The 15,563-nt window shown below is 69.4% G+C and carries 15 protein-coding genes and 1 riboswitch; of the genes, 13 read left to right on the top strand and 2 right to left on the bottom strand.

The genetic code is table 11. The features are described from left to right. Positions 1-64 precede the first annotated feature (64 nt). The 9 genes from R0232_RS12580 to R0232_RS12540 all read left to right on the top strand — a co-directional run bounded on the left by R0232_RS12580 (position 65) and on the right by R0232_RS12540 (position 9,446). Entirely contained in the window at positions 65-712 is a 648-nt protein-coding gene (locus R0232_RS12580; protein ID WP_281077614.1) for a TetR/AcrR family transcriptional regulator, read from the top strand. Positions 713-940: 228 nt separating this feature from the next. After that, the gene (locus tag R0232_RS12575; RefSeq protein ID WP_093342906.1) at positions 941-1,924 is read left to right on the top strand and encodes a tripartite tricarboxylate transporter substrate binding protein; all 984 of its coding nucleotides are present in this window, start codon (positions 941-943) and stop codon (positions 1,922-1,924) included. Between the two features lie 91 nt (positions 1,925-2,015). Then, positions 2,016-2,789, top strand: a complete 774-nt coding sequence (locus R0232_RS12570) for an ABC transporter permease (RefSeq protein ID WP_093342908.1) — start codon at positions 2,016-2,018, stop codon at positions 2,787-2,789. A 66-nt stretch (positions 2,790-2,855) separates the two neighbouring features. Continuing rightward, positions 2,856-3,857 (top strand): ABC transporter substrate-binding protein, encoded by a 1,002-nt coding sequence (locus R0232_RS12565; protein WP_431512296.1) that lies wholly within the window; start codon positions 2,856-2,858, stop codon positions 3,855-3,857. Between the two features lie 46 nt (positions 3,858-3,903). After that, positions 3,904-4,683 carry an ABC transporter ATP-binding protein gene (locus tag R0232_RS12560; protein WP_431512295.1) on the top strand — a complete coding sequence of 260 codons (780 nt, stop codon included), beginning with the start codon at positions 3,904-3,906 and terminating at the stop codon, positions 4,681-4,683. 2 nt (positions 4,684-4,685) lie between these two features. Further along, positions 4,686-6,116 carry an enolase C-terminal domain-like protein gene (locus tag R0232_RS12555; protein ID WP_431512294.1) on the top strand — a complete coding sequence of 477 codons (1,431 nt, stop codon included), beginning with the start codon at positions 4,686-4,688 and terminating at the stop codon, positions 6,114-6,116. Between the two features lie 42 nt (positions 6,117-6,158). Then, positions 6,159-7,334: a Gfo/Idh/MocA family protein gene (locus tag R0232_RS12550; protein WP_203205351.1), complete on the top strand. Its 1,176-nt coding sequence runs from the start codon at positions 6,159-6,161 to the stop codon at positions 7,332-7,334. Between the two features lie 19 nt (positions 7,335-7,353). After that, positions 7,354-8,559 (top strand): dihydrodipicolinate synthase family protein, encoded by a 1,206-nt coding sequence (locus tag R0232_RS12545; RefSeq protein WP_398497157.1) that lies wholly within the window; start codon positions 7,354-7,356, stop codon positions 8,557-8,559. Positions 8,560-8,567: 8 nt separating this feature from the next. Continuing rightward, positions 8,568-9,446, top strand: coding sequence for a sugar phosphate isomerase/epimerase family protein (locus R0232_RS12540; protein ID WP_431512293.1), 879 nt, complete (start codon positions 8,568-8,570; stop codon positions 9,444-9,446). 44 nt (positions 9,447-9,490) lie between these two features. On the opposite strand, the gene R0232_RS12535 is transcribed toward R0232_RS12540, so the two are convergent. Further along, positions 9,491-10,225, bottom strand: a complete 735-nt coding sequence (locus tag R0232_RS12535; RefSeq protein WP_431512292.1) for a hypothetical protein — start codon at positions 10,223-10,225, stop codon at positions 9,491-9,493. Further along, positions 10,222-11,169, bottom strand: a complete 948-nt coding sequence (locus tag R0232_RS12530) for a LysR family transcriptional regulator (RefSeq protein ID WP_431512291.1) — start codon at positions 11,167-11,169, stop codon at positions 10,222-10,224. The genes R0232_RS12535 and R0232_RS12530 overlap by 4 nt, the downstream gene beginning before the upstream one ends. A 146-nt stretch (positions 11,170-11,315) precedes the next feature. Here R0232_RS12530 and R0232_RS12525 point away from each other — a divergent pair, with 146 nt between their 5' ends. From R0232_RS12525 to R0232_RS12510, 4 genes are all read left to right on the top strand, one after another. Next, positions 11,316-12,302 carry a Bug family tripartite tricarboxylate transporter substrate binding protein gene (locus R0232_RS12525; protein WP_431512290.1) on the top strand — a complete coding sequence of 329 codons (987 nt, stop codon included), beginning with the start codon at positions 11,316-11,318 and terminating at the stop codon, positions 12,300-12,302. 9 nt (positions 12,303-12,311) lie between these two features. Further along, complete coding sequence (locus R0232_RS12520; RefSeq protein WP_431512289.1) at positions 12,312-13,517, top strand: amidase; 1,206 nt, start codon at positions 12,312-12,314, stop codon at positions 13,515-13,517. A 38-nt stretch (positions 13,518-13,555) separates the two neighbouring features. After that, the gene (locus R0232_RS12515) at positions 13,556-14,650 is read left to right on the top strand and encodes a DNA glycosylase AlkZ-like family protein (protein WP_431512288.1); all 1,095 of its coding nucleotides are present in this window, start codon (positions 13,556-13,558) and stop codon (positions 14,648-14,650) included. A gap of 105 nt (positions 14,651-14,755) precedes the next feature. Beyond that, a riboswitch (FMN riboswitch) is annotated at positions 14,756-14,927 on the top strand. 99 nt (positions 14,928-15,026) lie between these two features. Next, entirely contained in the window at positions 15,027-15,539 is a 513-nt protein-coding gene (locus tag R0232_RS12510; protein WP_093342920.1) for a 6,7-dimethyl-8-ribityllumazine synthase, read from the top strand. Positions 15,540-15,563 lie beyond the last annotated feature (24 nt).

Raw genomic sequence — 15,563 nt, 5'->3', positions numbered from 1 at the left:
CGGCGATTATGTGCGCCCGCCCCGCCTCCCTTGTTTTAATTCCCCAAATGGTTAAATTCGCGCCATGAAGGCCACCGCCCCCGACACGCTGGAACCCCGCTCGCGCGATGCCGACCGTTCGCAACTCGCGATCCTCGCCTCGGCGCGCGACGAGTTCTCGGCACGCGGCCTCGCGGGTGCGCGCATGGACAGCATCGCCGAGCGCGCGGGCCTCAACAAGCGGCTCATCTACTACTACTTCGGCAGCAAGGACGACCTGTTCCTCGCGGTGCTCGAGCGCACCTACGCCGACATCCGCGAAGCCGAGCAGCGGCTGCACCTCGACGAGATCGATCCGGTCGAGGCGATCCGCCAGCTGGTGTCGTTCACCTGGCACTACTACCTCGAGCATCCCGAGTTCATCACCCTGCTCAACAGCGAGAACCTGCACCAGGCCTCGCACCTCAAGCGCTCGGAACGCATCCAGGAGATGAACTCGCCGCTGGTGCAGCTGCTCGACACGGTGCTAGAGCGCGGCCGGCGCGACAACCTGTTCCGCGCGGGCGTCGATCCGGTGCAGCTCTACATCTCGATCGCCTCGCTGTGCTACTTCTACCTCTCGAACAACCACACGCTCTCGGCCATCTTCGGCCGTGACCTGCGCGCGCCCAAGGCGATGGCGCAGCGCCTCTCGCACATGACCGACCTCGTGCTCGGTTACGTGCTGCACTGAAGAGCCCTTCCCGCCGCGCTCCGTCGCTTCCTGCCGCTCCTCGCGCGGCGGCGGGGCCGCGCGCCATCGCCGCGCACGACGACCCCCATCGCTTCAAAGATCTACGGGTATCCACCAGGGTCCACCCGTTGACGCTGCCGCGCCCGCGTTCCTAGAATCAGCAATTCACTTATTGGTGAATTAAGCTCGCAACGACACCAGCGGCCCGGCCGCGCGGAGACACCACCCATGAAGCAACTCGCACGCACCGCCACGCTGGCCGCGATCGTCGGCCTGGGCGCCCTGCTCCCCGCCCTCGCCGGCGCGGAAGCCGCCTACCCCAGCAAGCCGATCCGCGTGATCGTGCCCTTCGCGGCCGGCAGCACCACCGACATCATTGCCCGCGCCATCGCCGACAAGATGGGCGCGAGCATGGGCCAGCCGCTGGTGATCGAGAACCGCGGCGGCGCCAGCGGCACCATCGGCCAGCAGGCGGTGGCCACCGCGGCGGCCGACGGCTACACGGTGATGATCCATTCGTCGTCGCACACGGTCAGCCCCTCCACCTTCGCCAAGCTGCCCTTCGACACGGTGAACGATTTCGCCGGCGTCACGCCGATCTCCTCGCTGCCCAACGCGCTGGTGATCGCGCCCTCGAAGAACATCAAGACGCTGCCGCAACTGCTGGCCGCCGCGCGCGCCAAGCCCGGCAGCATGAACTTCGCCTCGGCCGGCCAGGGCAGCGCCACCCACCTGAACGCCGAGAAGTTCAAGATGGCCGCCAAGATCGACGCCACCAACATCCCCTTCAAGGGATCGGGCGAGGCCGTCACCGAGGTGCTCTCGGGCCGCGTCGACTACTACTTCTCGCCGATCGCGCCGGTCATCGGCCAGATCAAGGAAGGCCAGTTGCTGGCGCTCGCCGTGGGTTCGCCCAAGCGCGCGGCCGCCCTGCCCGACGTGCCCACCACCGCCGAGGCCGGCGTGCCCGGCTCCGAGTTCAACTTCTGGATCGGGATGATGGCACCCGCGAAGACGCCGCGCGCCGTGGTCGACCGCCTGCACGACGAGGTGGCGAAGGCCCTCGCCACGCCCGAGGTGAAGGAGCGCTTCCTCAAGCTCGGCGCCGATGCCTGGACGCTCAAGCCCGCGCAGTTCGATGCCTACATCAAGCAGGAGATCGCGAGCAATGCCGAGCTCGTGAAGGCCGCCGGCCTCGCGGTCCAGCAGTAACGCCGCTTCCGCCAGCGCCCGCCTCCCCCGCTCCGCCCGCAGCCCACCGACCTCCGACCGAACGTCCCGCGCCGCCACCGGCGCGCTCTCCATGATCCGCAAACTCCTGCTCTCCCCGGCGCTGCGCCCCTTCCTGCTGATCCTGCTGCTGCTGGTGCTGTGGGACCTGGCTATCCGCCTCTTCAAGATCCCGGCCTACCTGATCCCGCCGCCGTGGGAGGTGGTGAAGCAGCTGATCAACGAATGGCCGCGCCTGCTGGCCGAGAGCTGGAAGACCACGCTGGCCACGCTCGGCGGCTTCGGCCTCACCATCCTCATCGGCATTCCGATGGCGATGGTCATCGCCTACTCGCGGCTGGTCGAGTCCTATGTTTATCCGCTGCTGGTGTTCTCGCAGAGCATCCCCAAGGTCGCCATCGCGCCGCTGTTCGTGGTGTGGTTCGGCTTCGGCATCTTCCCCAAGGTGATCTCGGCCTTCCTGCTGGGCTTCTTCCCGGTGGTGGTTTCCACCGTGATGGGCTTCAAGTCGGTCGAGCCCGACATGCTCGACCTCGCGCGCTCGATGGGCGCGAGCCGGCTGCAAACCTTCTTCAAGATCAGCCTGCCGCAGGCGCTGCCGCAGATCTTCAGCGGCCTCAAGGTCTCGGTCACGCTGGCCGTCGTCGGCGCGGTGGTCGGCGAGTTCGTCGGCTCGAACTCGGGCATCGGCTACGTGCTGCAGGTGGCCAACGGCAACTTCGACCTGCCGCTGATGTTCGCCGCGCTGGTCGTGCTCTCGAGCATCGGCGTGATCCTGTTCGTGGCGGTCGACCTGGTCGAGCGCCTGATGATCCCCTGGCACGCCTCGCAGCGCCACGCGGACTGATCCATCCCGCCCTCTTTCTGCTTTCTGGTTCCTTCGCCCACGCCAACAACTCCCTGGAGACAAGACATGAAGAAACTGCTTCCCTCGCTGCTCGCCGCCGCGCTCGCCACCTTCGCCATCGCTCCCGCCCATGCGCAGGGAGACAAGCCCAAGGACAAGGTCACGCTGATGCTCAACTGGTATCTGTACAGCGAGCACGCGCCCTTCTTCCTCGGCAAGGAAAAGGGCTTCTACGCCGAGGAAGGCATCGACCTCGACATCCAGGAGGGCCGCGGCTCCGCCGTCACCGCGCAGGCGGTGGCCGCCAAGTCGGCGACCTTCGGCTACATCGACGTCACGACCATGATCAAGGCCGCCGCCAAGGGCGCGCCGCTGAAGTCCACCGGCGTGCTGTTCCAGGTCAGCCCGATGTCGGTCATGGGCTTCACCGAGAAGAACATCAAGACGCCGAAGGACATCGTCGGCAAGACCGTGGCCGTCACGCCGGGCGACTCGATGTCGCAGATGTGGCCGCTGTTCCTCAAGGTCAACGACATCAAGCCCGACCAGGTGAAGATCGTCTCGGGCGACGGCCAGACCAAGCTCAATGCGGTGATCAACGGCCAGGCCGACCTGCTGCTGGGCTACGTGATGGACCAGGCCATCAAGCTGCAGGACGCCACCGGCAAGCCGGTGTCGCCGATCCGCTTCGCCGACTCGGGCGTGAACCAGATCAGCTCCGGGATCATCACCAACAAGAACCTGCTGACCGAGAACCCCGACCTGGTGAAGCGCTTCATGCGCGCCTCGACCAAGGCCGCCGAAGCCGCCGAGAAGAGCCCCGAGGCCGCGGTCGACGCGATGCTCAAGGCCAACCCCAAGGCCGGCGTGCGCGACACGCTGATCGTGGGCATGAAGCAGAGCGTGGCGCTCTATCACACCAAGGACACGGCGAACCAGCGCCCCTTCCGCGTGGCGATGAAGAATGTCAACGAGTCGCTGGACCTGCTGGTGCAGTACGGCGGCATGGAAGCCTCGACGCGCGGCAAGCCCGAGGACTACGTGACGCTCGATTTCCTGCCGAACTGATCTCCCTTCGCCCGCGCGCCCGCATCCCGACCTCCCACACGCACCCATGTCCCAAGTCAACCTGATCGAAGCGCGCGGCGTCTCGAAAACCTACCAGAGCAAGGATGGCCCGGTCGAATCGCTGAAGCCGCTCGACTTCGCGATCCGCGAGGGCGAGTTCGTCTCGGTCGTCGGCCCCTCGGGCTGCGGCAAGAGCACCTTGCTCAAGATGGTGGCGGGCCTGCTGCCGATCAGCGGCGGCAGCCTCACGCTGGCCGGCAAGCCGATCCAGGGACCGCAGAAGGACGTGGGCATCGTGTTCCAGAGCGCGGTGCTGCTGCCCTGGCGCAGCGTGGAGGACAACATCCTGCTGCAGGCCGAGATGCGCCACCTGCCGACGGACGCCGCCAAGGCGCGCGCCCACGAGCTGATGGCCATGGCCGGCCTCAAGGGCTTCGAGCGCAAATACCCGTGGCAGCTCTCGGGCGGCATGCAGCAGCGCGCCTCGATCTGCCGCGCGCTGCTGCACGACCCGTCGGTGCTGCTGATGGACGAGCCCTTCGGCGCGCTCGACGCGATGACGCGCGAGAAGATGAACCTCGAGCTGCAGCGCATCTGGATGGCCTCGAAGAAGACCGTGATGCTGATCACCCACAGCATCCCCGAGGCCATCTTCCTGTCGGACCGCGTGATCGTGATGAGCGAGCGCCCCGGCTCGATCGCGGCCGTCTACGACATCGAACTGCCGCGCGCCCGCACCCTCGACATGATGGCCTCGAGCGAGTTCGGCCACTACACGAAGCTGGTGCGCGCGCATTTCTTCTCGCAGGGCATCCTGGACCACTGACCATGGACGCGCCCCGTTTCCACGTCGAGGAGATCCGCTTCGCCGAGCGCGACGTCGCGCTGCGGCTGCCGTTTCGCTTCGGCGCCGCCACCGTCACCGCCTGCCCGCAGGTCTACGTGCGCGCGCGCATCCGCTTCGAGGACGGCCGCACGGCCAGCGGCTGCGCGGCCGAGATGATGGTGCCCAAGTGGTTCGACAAGAACCCGGCGCTCACCAACCAACAGAACTTCGAGCAGCTGCGCTTCGCGCTGCGCGACGCGCGCGAGGCCTACACCGGCGAGGCCGATGCCCAGACCGCGTGGACCCATTTCGCCGCCAACTACGCCGCGCTGATGGCGCGCGCCCGTGCCAAGGGCCTGCAGCCGCTGGTGGCGGGCTATGGGCCGGCCCTGATCGACCGCGCGATCTTCGATGCGCTGTGCCTGCGTGCCGGCGCCGGCTTCGCCGCCGCGATGAGCGCCAACCTCGGCGGCATCGACATCGCGGGCAGCGGCCTGGCCGACGACCTCGCGGGCTTCGACATGCCCGGCTTCCTCGCGCGGCAGCGCCCCGCGGAGCGCATCGCCGCGCGCCACACCGTGGGCCTGGCCGACGCGATCGACGACGACGATGCCCTGCCCGACGCACCGGCCGACGGCCTGCCCACCACGCTCGTGGCCGCCGTGCGCCGCTACGGCCTCACGCATTTCAAGCTCAAGCTCTGCGGCGACACCGCGCGCGACATCGACCGGCTCGAGCGCATCGCGCGCGCCATCGACGGCCATGCGCAGCTGGTCACGCTCGACGGCAACGAGCAGTACGCCGATGCCGACGCCTTCGGCGCCTTCCTCGACCGCCTGCTGTCCACGCCCGCGCTGTGGGCGCTGGCGAAGAAGACGGTGTTCGTCGAGCAGCCGATCCGGCGCGACGCCGCGCTCGAGCGCGACGTGCGCGCGCTCGGCCGGCGCATCCCGCTGCTCATCGACGAATCCGATGCCACGCTCGATGCCTTCGTGCGGGCGCGCGAACTCGGCTACACCGGCGTGTCGAGCAAGAGCTGCAAGGGCTTCTACAAATCGGCCGTCAACGCGGCGCGCTGCGCGCGCTGGAACGCAGCCGACGACGGCACGCGCTACTTTCTCTCGGGCGAGGACCTGACCATGCAGGCCGGCCTCGGCGTGCAGCAGGACCTGGCGCTCGTGAGCTGGCTCGGCCTCTCGCATGTCGAGCGCAACGGCCACCACTACGTCAACGGCCTCGCGGCCGTGCCCGAGGCCGAGCAGCAGGCACTGCTGCGCGCCCACCCCGATCTCTACGAATCCAGCGGTGGCGCGGTGCGCCTCGCGATCCGCGGCGGCCAGCTCGCCCTGTCCTCGCTCGCTTCCGCGCCCGGCTTCGCCACCAGCCAGCCCGGCGCGGGCATCTCGTGGGACGCCATGCGTTCCGTCTACTGAAGCAGCGCTTCTCTGCCCCTCTCTCTCACTCAAGGAAAGAACATGCCCACCCAACGTCTAGGAATCATCATGCACGGCGTCACAGGCCGCATGGGCATGAACCAGCACCTGATCCGCTCGATCTGCGCCATTCGCGCCCAGGGCGGCGTGACGCTGTCGAACGGCGACAAGGTGATGCCCGACCCGATCCTGATCGGCCGCAACGCCGAGAAGATCGAGGCGCTGGCCAAGGCCCACGGCATCCAGCGCTGGGGCACCGACCTCGACAAGGCGCTCGAGAACAAGGACGACACCGTCTTCTTCGACGCCGGCACCACGCAGATGCGACCCACCCTGCTGGCCAAGGCGATCCGCGCCGGCAAGCACGTCTACTGCGAGAAGCCCATCGCCACCAACCTCAACGAGGCGGTGGAGATCGCGCGCCTGGCCGAGGAAGCCAAGGAGAAGCACGGCCTCAAGCACGGCGCGGTGCAGGACAAGCTCTTCCTGCCCGGCCTGCGCAAGCTCGACATGCTGCGCCGCGCCGGCTTCTTCGGCCGCATGCTCAGCGTGCGCCTGGAGTTCGGCTACTGGGTGTTCGAGGGCGACCTGCAGCCGATCCAGCGCCCGAGCTGGAACTACCGCAAGGAAGACGGCGGCGGAATGATCCTGGACATGATGTGCCACTGGCGCTACGTGCTCGACAACCTGTTCGGCGAGGTCAAGTCGGTGTCGTGCCTGGGCACCACCCACATCCCGAAGCGCTGGGACGAGGCCGGCCAGCCCTACGAGGCCACCGCCGACGACGCCGCCTACGCCACCTGCGAACTCACCGGCCACAACGGCGAGCCGGTGATCGCGCAGATCAACATGAGCTGGGTCACGCGCGTGCGCCGCGACGACCTCGTGACCTTCCACGTCGACGGCACCGACGGCTCGGCCGTGGCCGGCCTGTCGAGCTGCCGCGCCCAGTCGCGCGTGGCCACGCCGCGCCCGGTGTGGAACCCCGACGAGAAGCAGACCATGAACTTCCTCGACCAGTGGCAGGAGATTCCGGACTCGCAGTTCTACGACAACGGCTTCAAGATCCAGTGGGAACACTTCATCCGCCACGTGGTGGAGGACGCGCCCTACAAGTGGACCCTGCCCGAAGGCGCCAAGGGCGTGCAGCTGGTCGAGGCCGCGCTCGAATCGTGGCAGGACCGCCGCTGGGTCGACGTGCCCGCGCTGAAGGTCTGAGACCCGGAGACCCGACCGCATGGCCCTCTCGCTCAAGCTCCCCACCGCCGGCGGCGCGCTCGCCGACTACGCGCTGCGCGGCAGCACGCCGCCGAAGCCGCCCGCGGGCGTTCGCTTCGACCGCATCGCCTACTCGGCCGCGCACGTCGTGGCCGACCCGCTCGCGGCCATCGATCCCTGGCTGCAATGCGCGGTCGACTGGGACGCTACCCTCGCCTACCGGCGCCACCTCTACGCGCTCGGCCTGGGCGTGGCGGAGGCCATGGACACCGCGCAGCGCGGCATGGGCCTGGACTGGCCGACCTCGCTCGAGCTGATCCGCCGCTCGATCGACGCCGCCAGCGACATCCCCGGCGCGCTCGTGGCCTCGGGCTGCGGCACCGACCACCTCGACCTCGATGCGGTGAAGAGCGTCGACGACGTGATCCGCGGCTACGAGGAACAGATGGCCGCCATCGAGAAGCTCGGCGGCAAGCTGATCGTGATGTGCAGCCGCGCGCTGGTGCGCGTGGCGAAGGGCCCGGCCGACTACGAGCGCGTGTACGACCGCATCCTGAGCCAGGCGAAGCAACCCGTGGTGCTGCACTGGCTCGGCGAGATGTTCGACCCCGCGCTGGCCGGCTACTGGGGCACGACCGACGTCGATGCCGCGATGGAGACCGCGCTCGGCGTGATCGCGGCCCATCCCGACAAGGTCGACGGCATCAAGATCTCGCTGCTCGACAAGGACAAGGAGATCGCGATGCGCCGGCGCCTGCCGACCACCGGCGGTCCCGACGGCCAGGGCGTTCGCATGTACACCGGCGACGACTTCAACTACGCCGAGCTGATCGCGGGCGACGGCCACGGCAGCCACCCCACGCATGGCAAGAGCGATGCGCTGCTGGGCATCTTCGACGCCATCGCGCCGGCCGCCAGCGCCGCCCTCGGCGAACTGGCCGCGGGCCGCGTCGAGCGCTTCCACGAGATCCTCGGTCCCACCGTGCCGCTGTCGCGCCACATCTTTGCCGCGCCCACGCGCTTCTACAAGACCGGCGTGGTCTTCATGGCCTGGCTCAACGGCCACCAGAAGCACTTCACCATGGTCGGCGGCCAGCAGAGCACGCGCTCGCTGCAGCACTTCGCCGAGCTGTTCCGGCTGGCCGACGCGGCCAACCTGTTCGAGCAGCCCGAGCTCGCGGTGCGGCGCATGAAGACGCTGCTGTCGCTGCACGGCGTGGAGTGAGCCCGTCCATGCGCGACTTCTCGCAGAACCACGACTGGCTCTCGATCAACACCGCCACGGTGCGCAAGCAGTCGGGCGCCGAGGTGCCGCTCGACCGCATCGTCGACCAGTGCGCCGAGCGCGGCATCCGCGCCATCAGCCCGTGGCGCGACCAGGTCGCGGCCGTCGGCATCGACAAGATCGCGCGGCAACTGAAGGCGCACGGCATCGGCCTCTCGGGCTACTGCCGCGGCGGCTTCTTCCCGGCGCCCGATGCTGCGGGCCTGAAGGCAGCGCTCGACGACAACCGCCGTGCCATCGACGAGGCCAAGACGCTCGACGCGCCCTGCCTCGTGCTGGTGGTCGGCGCGCTGCCCGGCGCGCTCGACGGCAAGGCGGCCTACCGTGACATCGCCCGCGCACGTGGCGAGGTGCGCGACGGCATCGCGGCCTCGCTCGAGTACGCGCGCGAGGTCGGCATGCCGCTGGCCATCGAGCCCCTGCACCCCATGCAGGCGGCCGACCGCGCCTGCATCAACACGCTGGAGCATGCGCTCGACCTCTGCGACGAGCTCGATGCCGGCAGGAGCGGCATGCTCGGCGTGGCGCTCGACGTCTACCACGTGTGGTGGGACCCGAAGCTGCAGCAGCAGATCGCGCGCGCGGGCCGCGAGCGCCTGCTGGCGTACCACGTCTGCGACTGGCTCACGCCCACGCGCGACCTGCTGTCCGACCGCGGGATGATGGGCGACGGCGTGGTCGAGCTCAAGAAGATCCGCGGCTGGGTCGAGGAAGCCGGCTTCGCGGGCTTCAGCGAGGTCGAGATCTTCTCGAACCTCGACTGGTGGCAGCGGCCGGGGGCCGAGACGCTCGACGTCTGCATCGAGCGGCATCGCAGCGCGGTCTGAGCTCCGAAAAGCGGCGGCATGGACGATGCGCCGCACTTCGACGGCTACGACCTGATTCGACGGAAGAGGTCGGCCCGTCGATCACAGAGCTGTCGGACGGCGTCCACAAGCGCGGGCGATGAGCACGGATTGCGTAGCGGCATCCTCTCTTCATTCATGTTGTAGCCCGCGAACCGTTGACCATCTCTCGAAAGCTCGACGGACAGCACCTTGTAGCCGACTTCTCGAGGGAGATTCATCGCGCGCAAGCGACCGAACTGCCGTTGAGCGCAGATCAACGGAAAGGGGTCGACATTCATGTGCTTGTCCAGCATCTGTACCTCTCCTGTCGGACCGAATTTCGTCGACATCCAGGGAACACGCAGATGCAGTTCATCGGGAAAGCGCTCCGGGATGCAGATGTGCGCCAACCCGACAAAAGGAAAGCCATCACGCACCAACCCGAGTGCCTGCTTCTGCCCTGTTGAGTTGGCATTGCGCGAAGGATTCTCCATCGTTGGCCGGACGACCTTGACCTCGATGCCGATCGCACGATCCACCATCAGCGAGTCGCCGAGCGGTACGAGCAACAGATCGATGTCTCCAGGACATCCTTTCGCGTCCAATCCCAACAGCTGACGGGGAACGTTGACTGCAACCAGCACGTCGCGCGCGTAGCAGTGCTCCAGCGAATGAAACGCACCACGCAGAGCGAACCCAGTCAAGTTCGAAAACGTGCTGATCGAATCGATCGCTCGCAAAAGCACCCGCGCCTCGAACTCGGTCCAGCTTCGGCTCATCGACGACATTCGGACTCGGATCGAAGAGATGAACTGCGGGTATCGGACTTCGCATCACCCGGGCACAGCACCCCCACCAACGCCCGCAGGAAGCGGTTCGAAGCCAAGGCCTCGGGCCGCACGCAGACCTGGTGATGGCGCGCGGCCCAGCGCTCGTCGAGGGCCAGCACCGCGAGCCGCTCCTTGTCGGCCGCCTCGAGCGCCGACTGCGGCACGATGCCGATGCCCGCGCCCGAAGCCGCCAGCCGCGCGATCGCGCGGTAGCCCGAGACCTGCACCCGCACGTCGAGCCGGCCGCCGAGCGCGGCCGCCTGGTTCATCAGGTAGGTGTGCAGCGCCGTGCCGTTCTGCAGGCTGATGAAGGGCTGGCCGAAGCAATCGACGAAGCGCAGCGGCTTTTGCGCGCGCGCCGGCGCGCTGTCCGGCGGCGCGAGCACGACGAAGCGGTCTTCGCGGTAGGGAATGAAGCGCAGCCCCGGATGCGCGGGCTCGACTGCGACCACGCCGAGATCGGCGCGGCCCTCGGCCACGGCGGCGACGATGTCGGTGCCCAGCCGCTCCTCGAGCGTGACGCGCACCGAAGGAAAGGCCTGGAAGAAACGCGCCAGGTCGTCGGGCAGGTGCGAGTGGATGACGTTGTTGTTGGCGAACAGCGTCAGGTGGCCCGTGAGCCCCTGCACGAAAGGCTGCAGGTCCACATGCATCTGCTCGAGTTGTGAAAGGCAGCGCCGCACGTGCTCGAGCATCACTGTGCCCGCGCGTGTCAGCGCGACGCCGCGGGCCTGGCGCTCGAGCAGCGGCACGCCGATCGCGTCCTCGAGCCCCTTGAGGCGCAGGCTCACCGACGAGGGCGCCAGATGGCAGCGCCGGGCGCCGCGCGAGAGATTCCCTTCCTCGGCAACGGCCAGGAAGATGCGCAGGTCGGTCAGGTCGTAGCGGTTCAAGGCACGGCATCGTAGCCCGCCACGGTTCGTGCGCACCAGCGTTCGCGCGCCGCGAACGCCGGCTTTGCCAATGCTCGCTTCTCGCGCGGACCGCCCGTTTCGATACTTCGCCTCCCCGTACACACGAATGATCGAGGAGACATGCGATGGACCGCCGAGACCTGTTGAAACGATGCGCCGCGCTGGCGCTGCCCGCGCCCTGGGCCGTCGGCGGCGCGCACGCCCAGGGGGCCTATCCCGAACGCGCGGTCACGCTGGTCGTGCCATTCCCCGCCGGCGGCGCGAGCGACGTGTTCGCGCGCGTGCTCGGCCGCAAGCTCTCGGTCGCGCTGCGGCAACCTTTCGTGGTCGACAACCGCGCAGGCGCCACCGGCCTGATCGGCACTGCCTATCTGCAGCGCGCGAGGCCCGACGGCTACACGCTGATGGTCTCAAGCAACAGCAGCCAGGTGATCGCGCCGCTGCTGAAGTCGAGGCCGCCCTACGACCCGGTGGCCGACTTCGAGGCGGTCGCGCTGCTCGGTAGCTATCCGCTCGCGCTGCAGGTGAATCCCGCCGTGGCGGCGCGCACGCCGCAGGAGCTGGTGACGCTCGCGAGGAAGCAGCCCGGCAAGCTCAACTTCGGCAGCATCGGCGAAGGCAGCGTCACGCATTTCGCGGGCGAGGTGTTCAAGCGCAAGGCCGGCATCGATATCGTGCACGTGCCCTACAAGGGCTCGGCGGCGCTCGCCACGGCGCTGATCGCGGGCGAGATCGACCTGATGTTCGACAGCATCGGTGCCGGCAAGGCCTTCATCGATGCGGGCCGCGTGCGCGCATTGGCCGTGACCGGCAGTCGGCGCTCCCCGCTGCTGCCGTCCGTGCCCAGCCTCGCCGAGGCCGGCATCCCCGGCGTCGACGTGCGGGTGTGGATCGGCATGTTCGCGCCCAAGGGCACGCCGCGCGACGTGCTCGCGCTGTACGAGCGCGAGCTGCGCCGGTTGCTGGACAGCGATGCCGACGTGCGGCGCGCCTTCGCCGACAACGGCACCGAGATCGCGGCCGGCAGCGCGGCCGATTTCGTCGCGCAGCTGCGCAGCGAGAAAACCGCCTGGCAGCAGTTGATCGCCGAACTGCAGCTCGCGAAGGATTGAGGCGTGTCCATGGCATCGCTTCTCCAACCCGGCCTGAACGGCGCATTCCTCGCGGAAGGCTTCGGCGACGGCCCCGCGGTGGCGCACCGCTCCGAACTGCTCGCGGGCCTGCGCCTCGCGGTCAAGGACGTGTTCGCGGTCGAAGGCCTGCGCACCGGCGCGGGCAATCCGCTGTGGCATGCGCAGCAGGCGCCGGCGCGTGCCTCGGCCCACGCGGTGCAATGGCTGCTCGAAGCCGGCGCACGATGGGTCGGCAAGACGGTGACCGACGAGCTGGCCTACAGCCTCGCAGGCGTCAATGCGCACTACGGCGCGCCGGTCAATCCGGCCGCGCCGCGGCGCATCGCGGGCGGCTCGTCGTCGGGCTCGGTGGTCGCGGTGGCCGCGGGCGATGCCGACATCGGCCTGGGCTCGGACTGCGGCGGCTCGTGCCGGCTGCCCGCGAGCTACTGCGGCGTGTGGGGCTTCCGGCCGACGCAGGGGCTGGTCGCGAAGAACGGCGGCTTCTCGCTGGCGCACAGCTTCGACACCGTGGGCTGGTTCACGCGCACCGGCGCGCAGATGGCGGCGGTGTTCGCCGCGCTGACGGGCACGGAGGTGTCCACACCACTGTCGCGGACGGTGAACCTGTTGACGGTGCAGGACGCTGCCCCCTGGTGCGACGCGCCCGTGCGGACGGCCTTCGAGGCGCTGCCGAAGCAGCTCGGCGACGCGCTGTTCCGAATCGCGGCCGTGCCCGCCGGCACGCTGCCGCTCGCGGACTGGGCGCAGGCGCACCGCACGCTGCAGGCGGCCGAGATCTGGCAACAGCACGGCGCCTGGGTGCGCGCGCACGGCCAGTCGCTGGGCGAGGACGTGCGACAGCGCTTCGAGGCCGCGGCCTGCATCGCGCCCGCGCAGGTGGCCGCCGCGCAGCCCGTGCGTGCGGCCGCCGCAAGCCGCATCGCCACGCTGCTGGCCGACGACGCCCTCCTGCTGCTGCCAACCGTGCCGACTGCGGCGCCGGCCCTCGGTGCGCCGCGCGAGGCGGTCGACACCATCCGCGCACGCTCGCAGGCGCTGCTGTGCATCGCCGGGCTGGCCGGCCTGCCGCAGACGAGCCTGCCGTGGATCGCGGTGGACGGCGCGCCGGTCGGGCTGTCGCTGATCGGTCCGAGCCATGCGGATGCACTGGTGCTGACGGCCGCGCAGGCGGTGCACGCGCACCTGAGCTGAGCGCTGCGAGCAGGCCGCGCCTGTGCTGCAATGCGCCCATGCCCGCCCCCAGCCTCGACGACCTGCGCCGCTACGCCGTGGCGCGCACTCTGTTCAAGCCCACCACGCTCCCCGGCGCGATCAAGAAGCTCGGCTTCGTGCAGGCCGATCCGATCCGCGCCCCGGCGCGCGCGCAGGACCTGACGCTGCGCCACCGTGTCAACGACTACCGCGCGGGCGATCTCGAGCGGCGCTACACGCGGCTCGCGATCGAAGAGGACTGCCTGGTCAACTACGGCTTCCTGCCGCGCGAGCACCTGGCGCTGATGCATCCGCGCGAGGCCGCCAAGCCCTGGGACGCGGAGACGCGGCGCAAGGCCGCCGAGGTGCTGGCCTTCGTGCGCGAGCGCGGCCGCGTGCATCCGCGCGAGGTCGAGCAGCACTTCGCGCACGGCCGCATGCGCAACTACTGGGGCGGCTCGGGCAATGCGTCGACGCACCTGCTCGACGGCATGCACTACCGCGGCCTGCTGCGCGTGGTGCGGCGCGACAGCGGCACGCGCATCTACGAGGCGGTCGAGCATGCGCCGGCCGACGAGAGCCCGGCCGGCCGCGCGCGCCGCGCGGCCGCGCTGATCGAACTGATCGTGCGCAAGTACGCGCCGCTGCCGGCCGGCAGCCTGACCTACCTGGTGCGGCTGCTCGGCTACGGCGCGCCGCACCTGTCGGCCCAGACGCAGGCCGCGCTGCGCCTCGCGCGCGAGGAGCTCGCGAGCCTGCGCATTGACGGCACCACCTGGTACTGGCCGGCCGACGAGAACCCGGCCTCGCGCCGCCATGCGCCCGACGACGCGGTGCGCCTGCTCGCGCCCTTCGACCCCGTGGTGTGGGATCGCCGCCGCTTCGAGCTGCTCTGGGGCTGGACCTACAAGTTCGAGGCCTACACGCCCGCGCCGCAGCGCCAGTTCGGCTACTACGCGCTGCCGCTGCTGTGGCACGACCGCGTGATCGGCTGGGCCAACGTGAGCGCACCCGAGGGACGGCCCCAGCCCGCCTTCGGCTACGTCGAGGGCCGCAAGCCGCACGGCGCGGCCTTCCGCGCGGCGCTCGACGACGAGCTCGGGCGCATGGCCGAGTTCCTCGCGGCGCGCTGAGCCGGCCGCGGGCCACCCCCGGCGGCCTGGGGTCTTGGCCCGTGCGCGACAGGGCCGGCCGCGGCGCCTGCCTAGAATCGCCCTCGCCCCGGTGCGAGCCGGGGCAAGCGTTCTCAGGGCGGGGTGCAATTCCCCACCGGCGGTGATGGCGGCGTTCTTCGAACCGAAGGCGCCGCATGAGCCCGCGAGCGCCCGTGGCTTGCAATGAGCCGCGGGGTCAGCAGACCCGGTGCGATCCCGGGGCCGACGGTCACAGTCCGGATGAAAGAGAGCGCGAAATGCGGGCCGGCCCGCGCGCTTCTTCCATGGAGCGTGCGGTCTGCTCCGTGGTTTCGTGCGCCCTGATTCAGGAAACCTGCTTTTGAAGAGGCACACCATGAGTCAGATCAACGACCTTCCCCTTTCCGCCATCGCCGCGACGGACGCGCCGCGCGGCCAGCGCATCGCCTTCGTCGAGGCGCAGTGGCATTCCGACATCGTCCACCAGGCGCGCGACGCCTTCCTCGAGGAGATGGAGCGCCTGGGCGTGCCGCGCGATCGCATCGACGTCTTCGACGTGCCCGGTGCCTTCGAGATCCCGCTGCATGCCAAGCGGCTCGCGCTGTCGGGCCGCTACGCCGGCATCGTGGCCTGCGCGCTGGTGGTGGACGGCGGCATCTACCGCCACGAGTTCGTGGCCAGCACGGTGGTCAGCACGCTGATGTCGCTGCAGCTCGAGACCAACGTGCCGATCTTCTCGGCCGTGCTCACGCCGCACCACTTCCACGAGCACGTGGAGCACCGCAAGTACTTCCACCGCCATTTCGCGGTCAAGGGCTCCGAGGTGGCCGAGGCCTGCGTCAAGACGCTGAAAGGTCTGCAAGAGGTCGAAACGCTGCTGGCGGCCTGAACGCGGGCGCGCTAGTCTGGGCGG

This window comes from Variovorax sp. DAIF25, assembly GCF_050711835.1.
Lineage (GTDB): Bacteria > Pseudomonadota > Gammaproteobacteria > Burkholderiales > Burkholderiaceae_C > Variovorax.
Note: the sequence above shows the minus strand (reverse complement) of the source record. Positions and strands in the feature narration are given on the sequence as shown.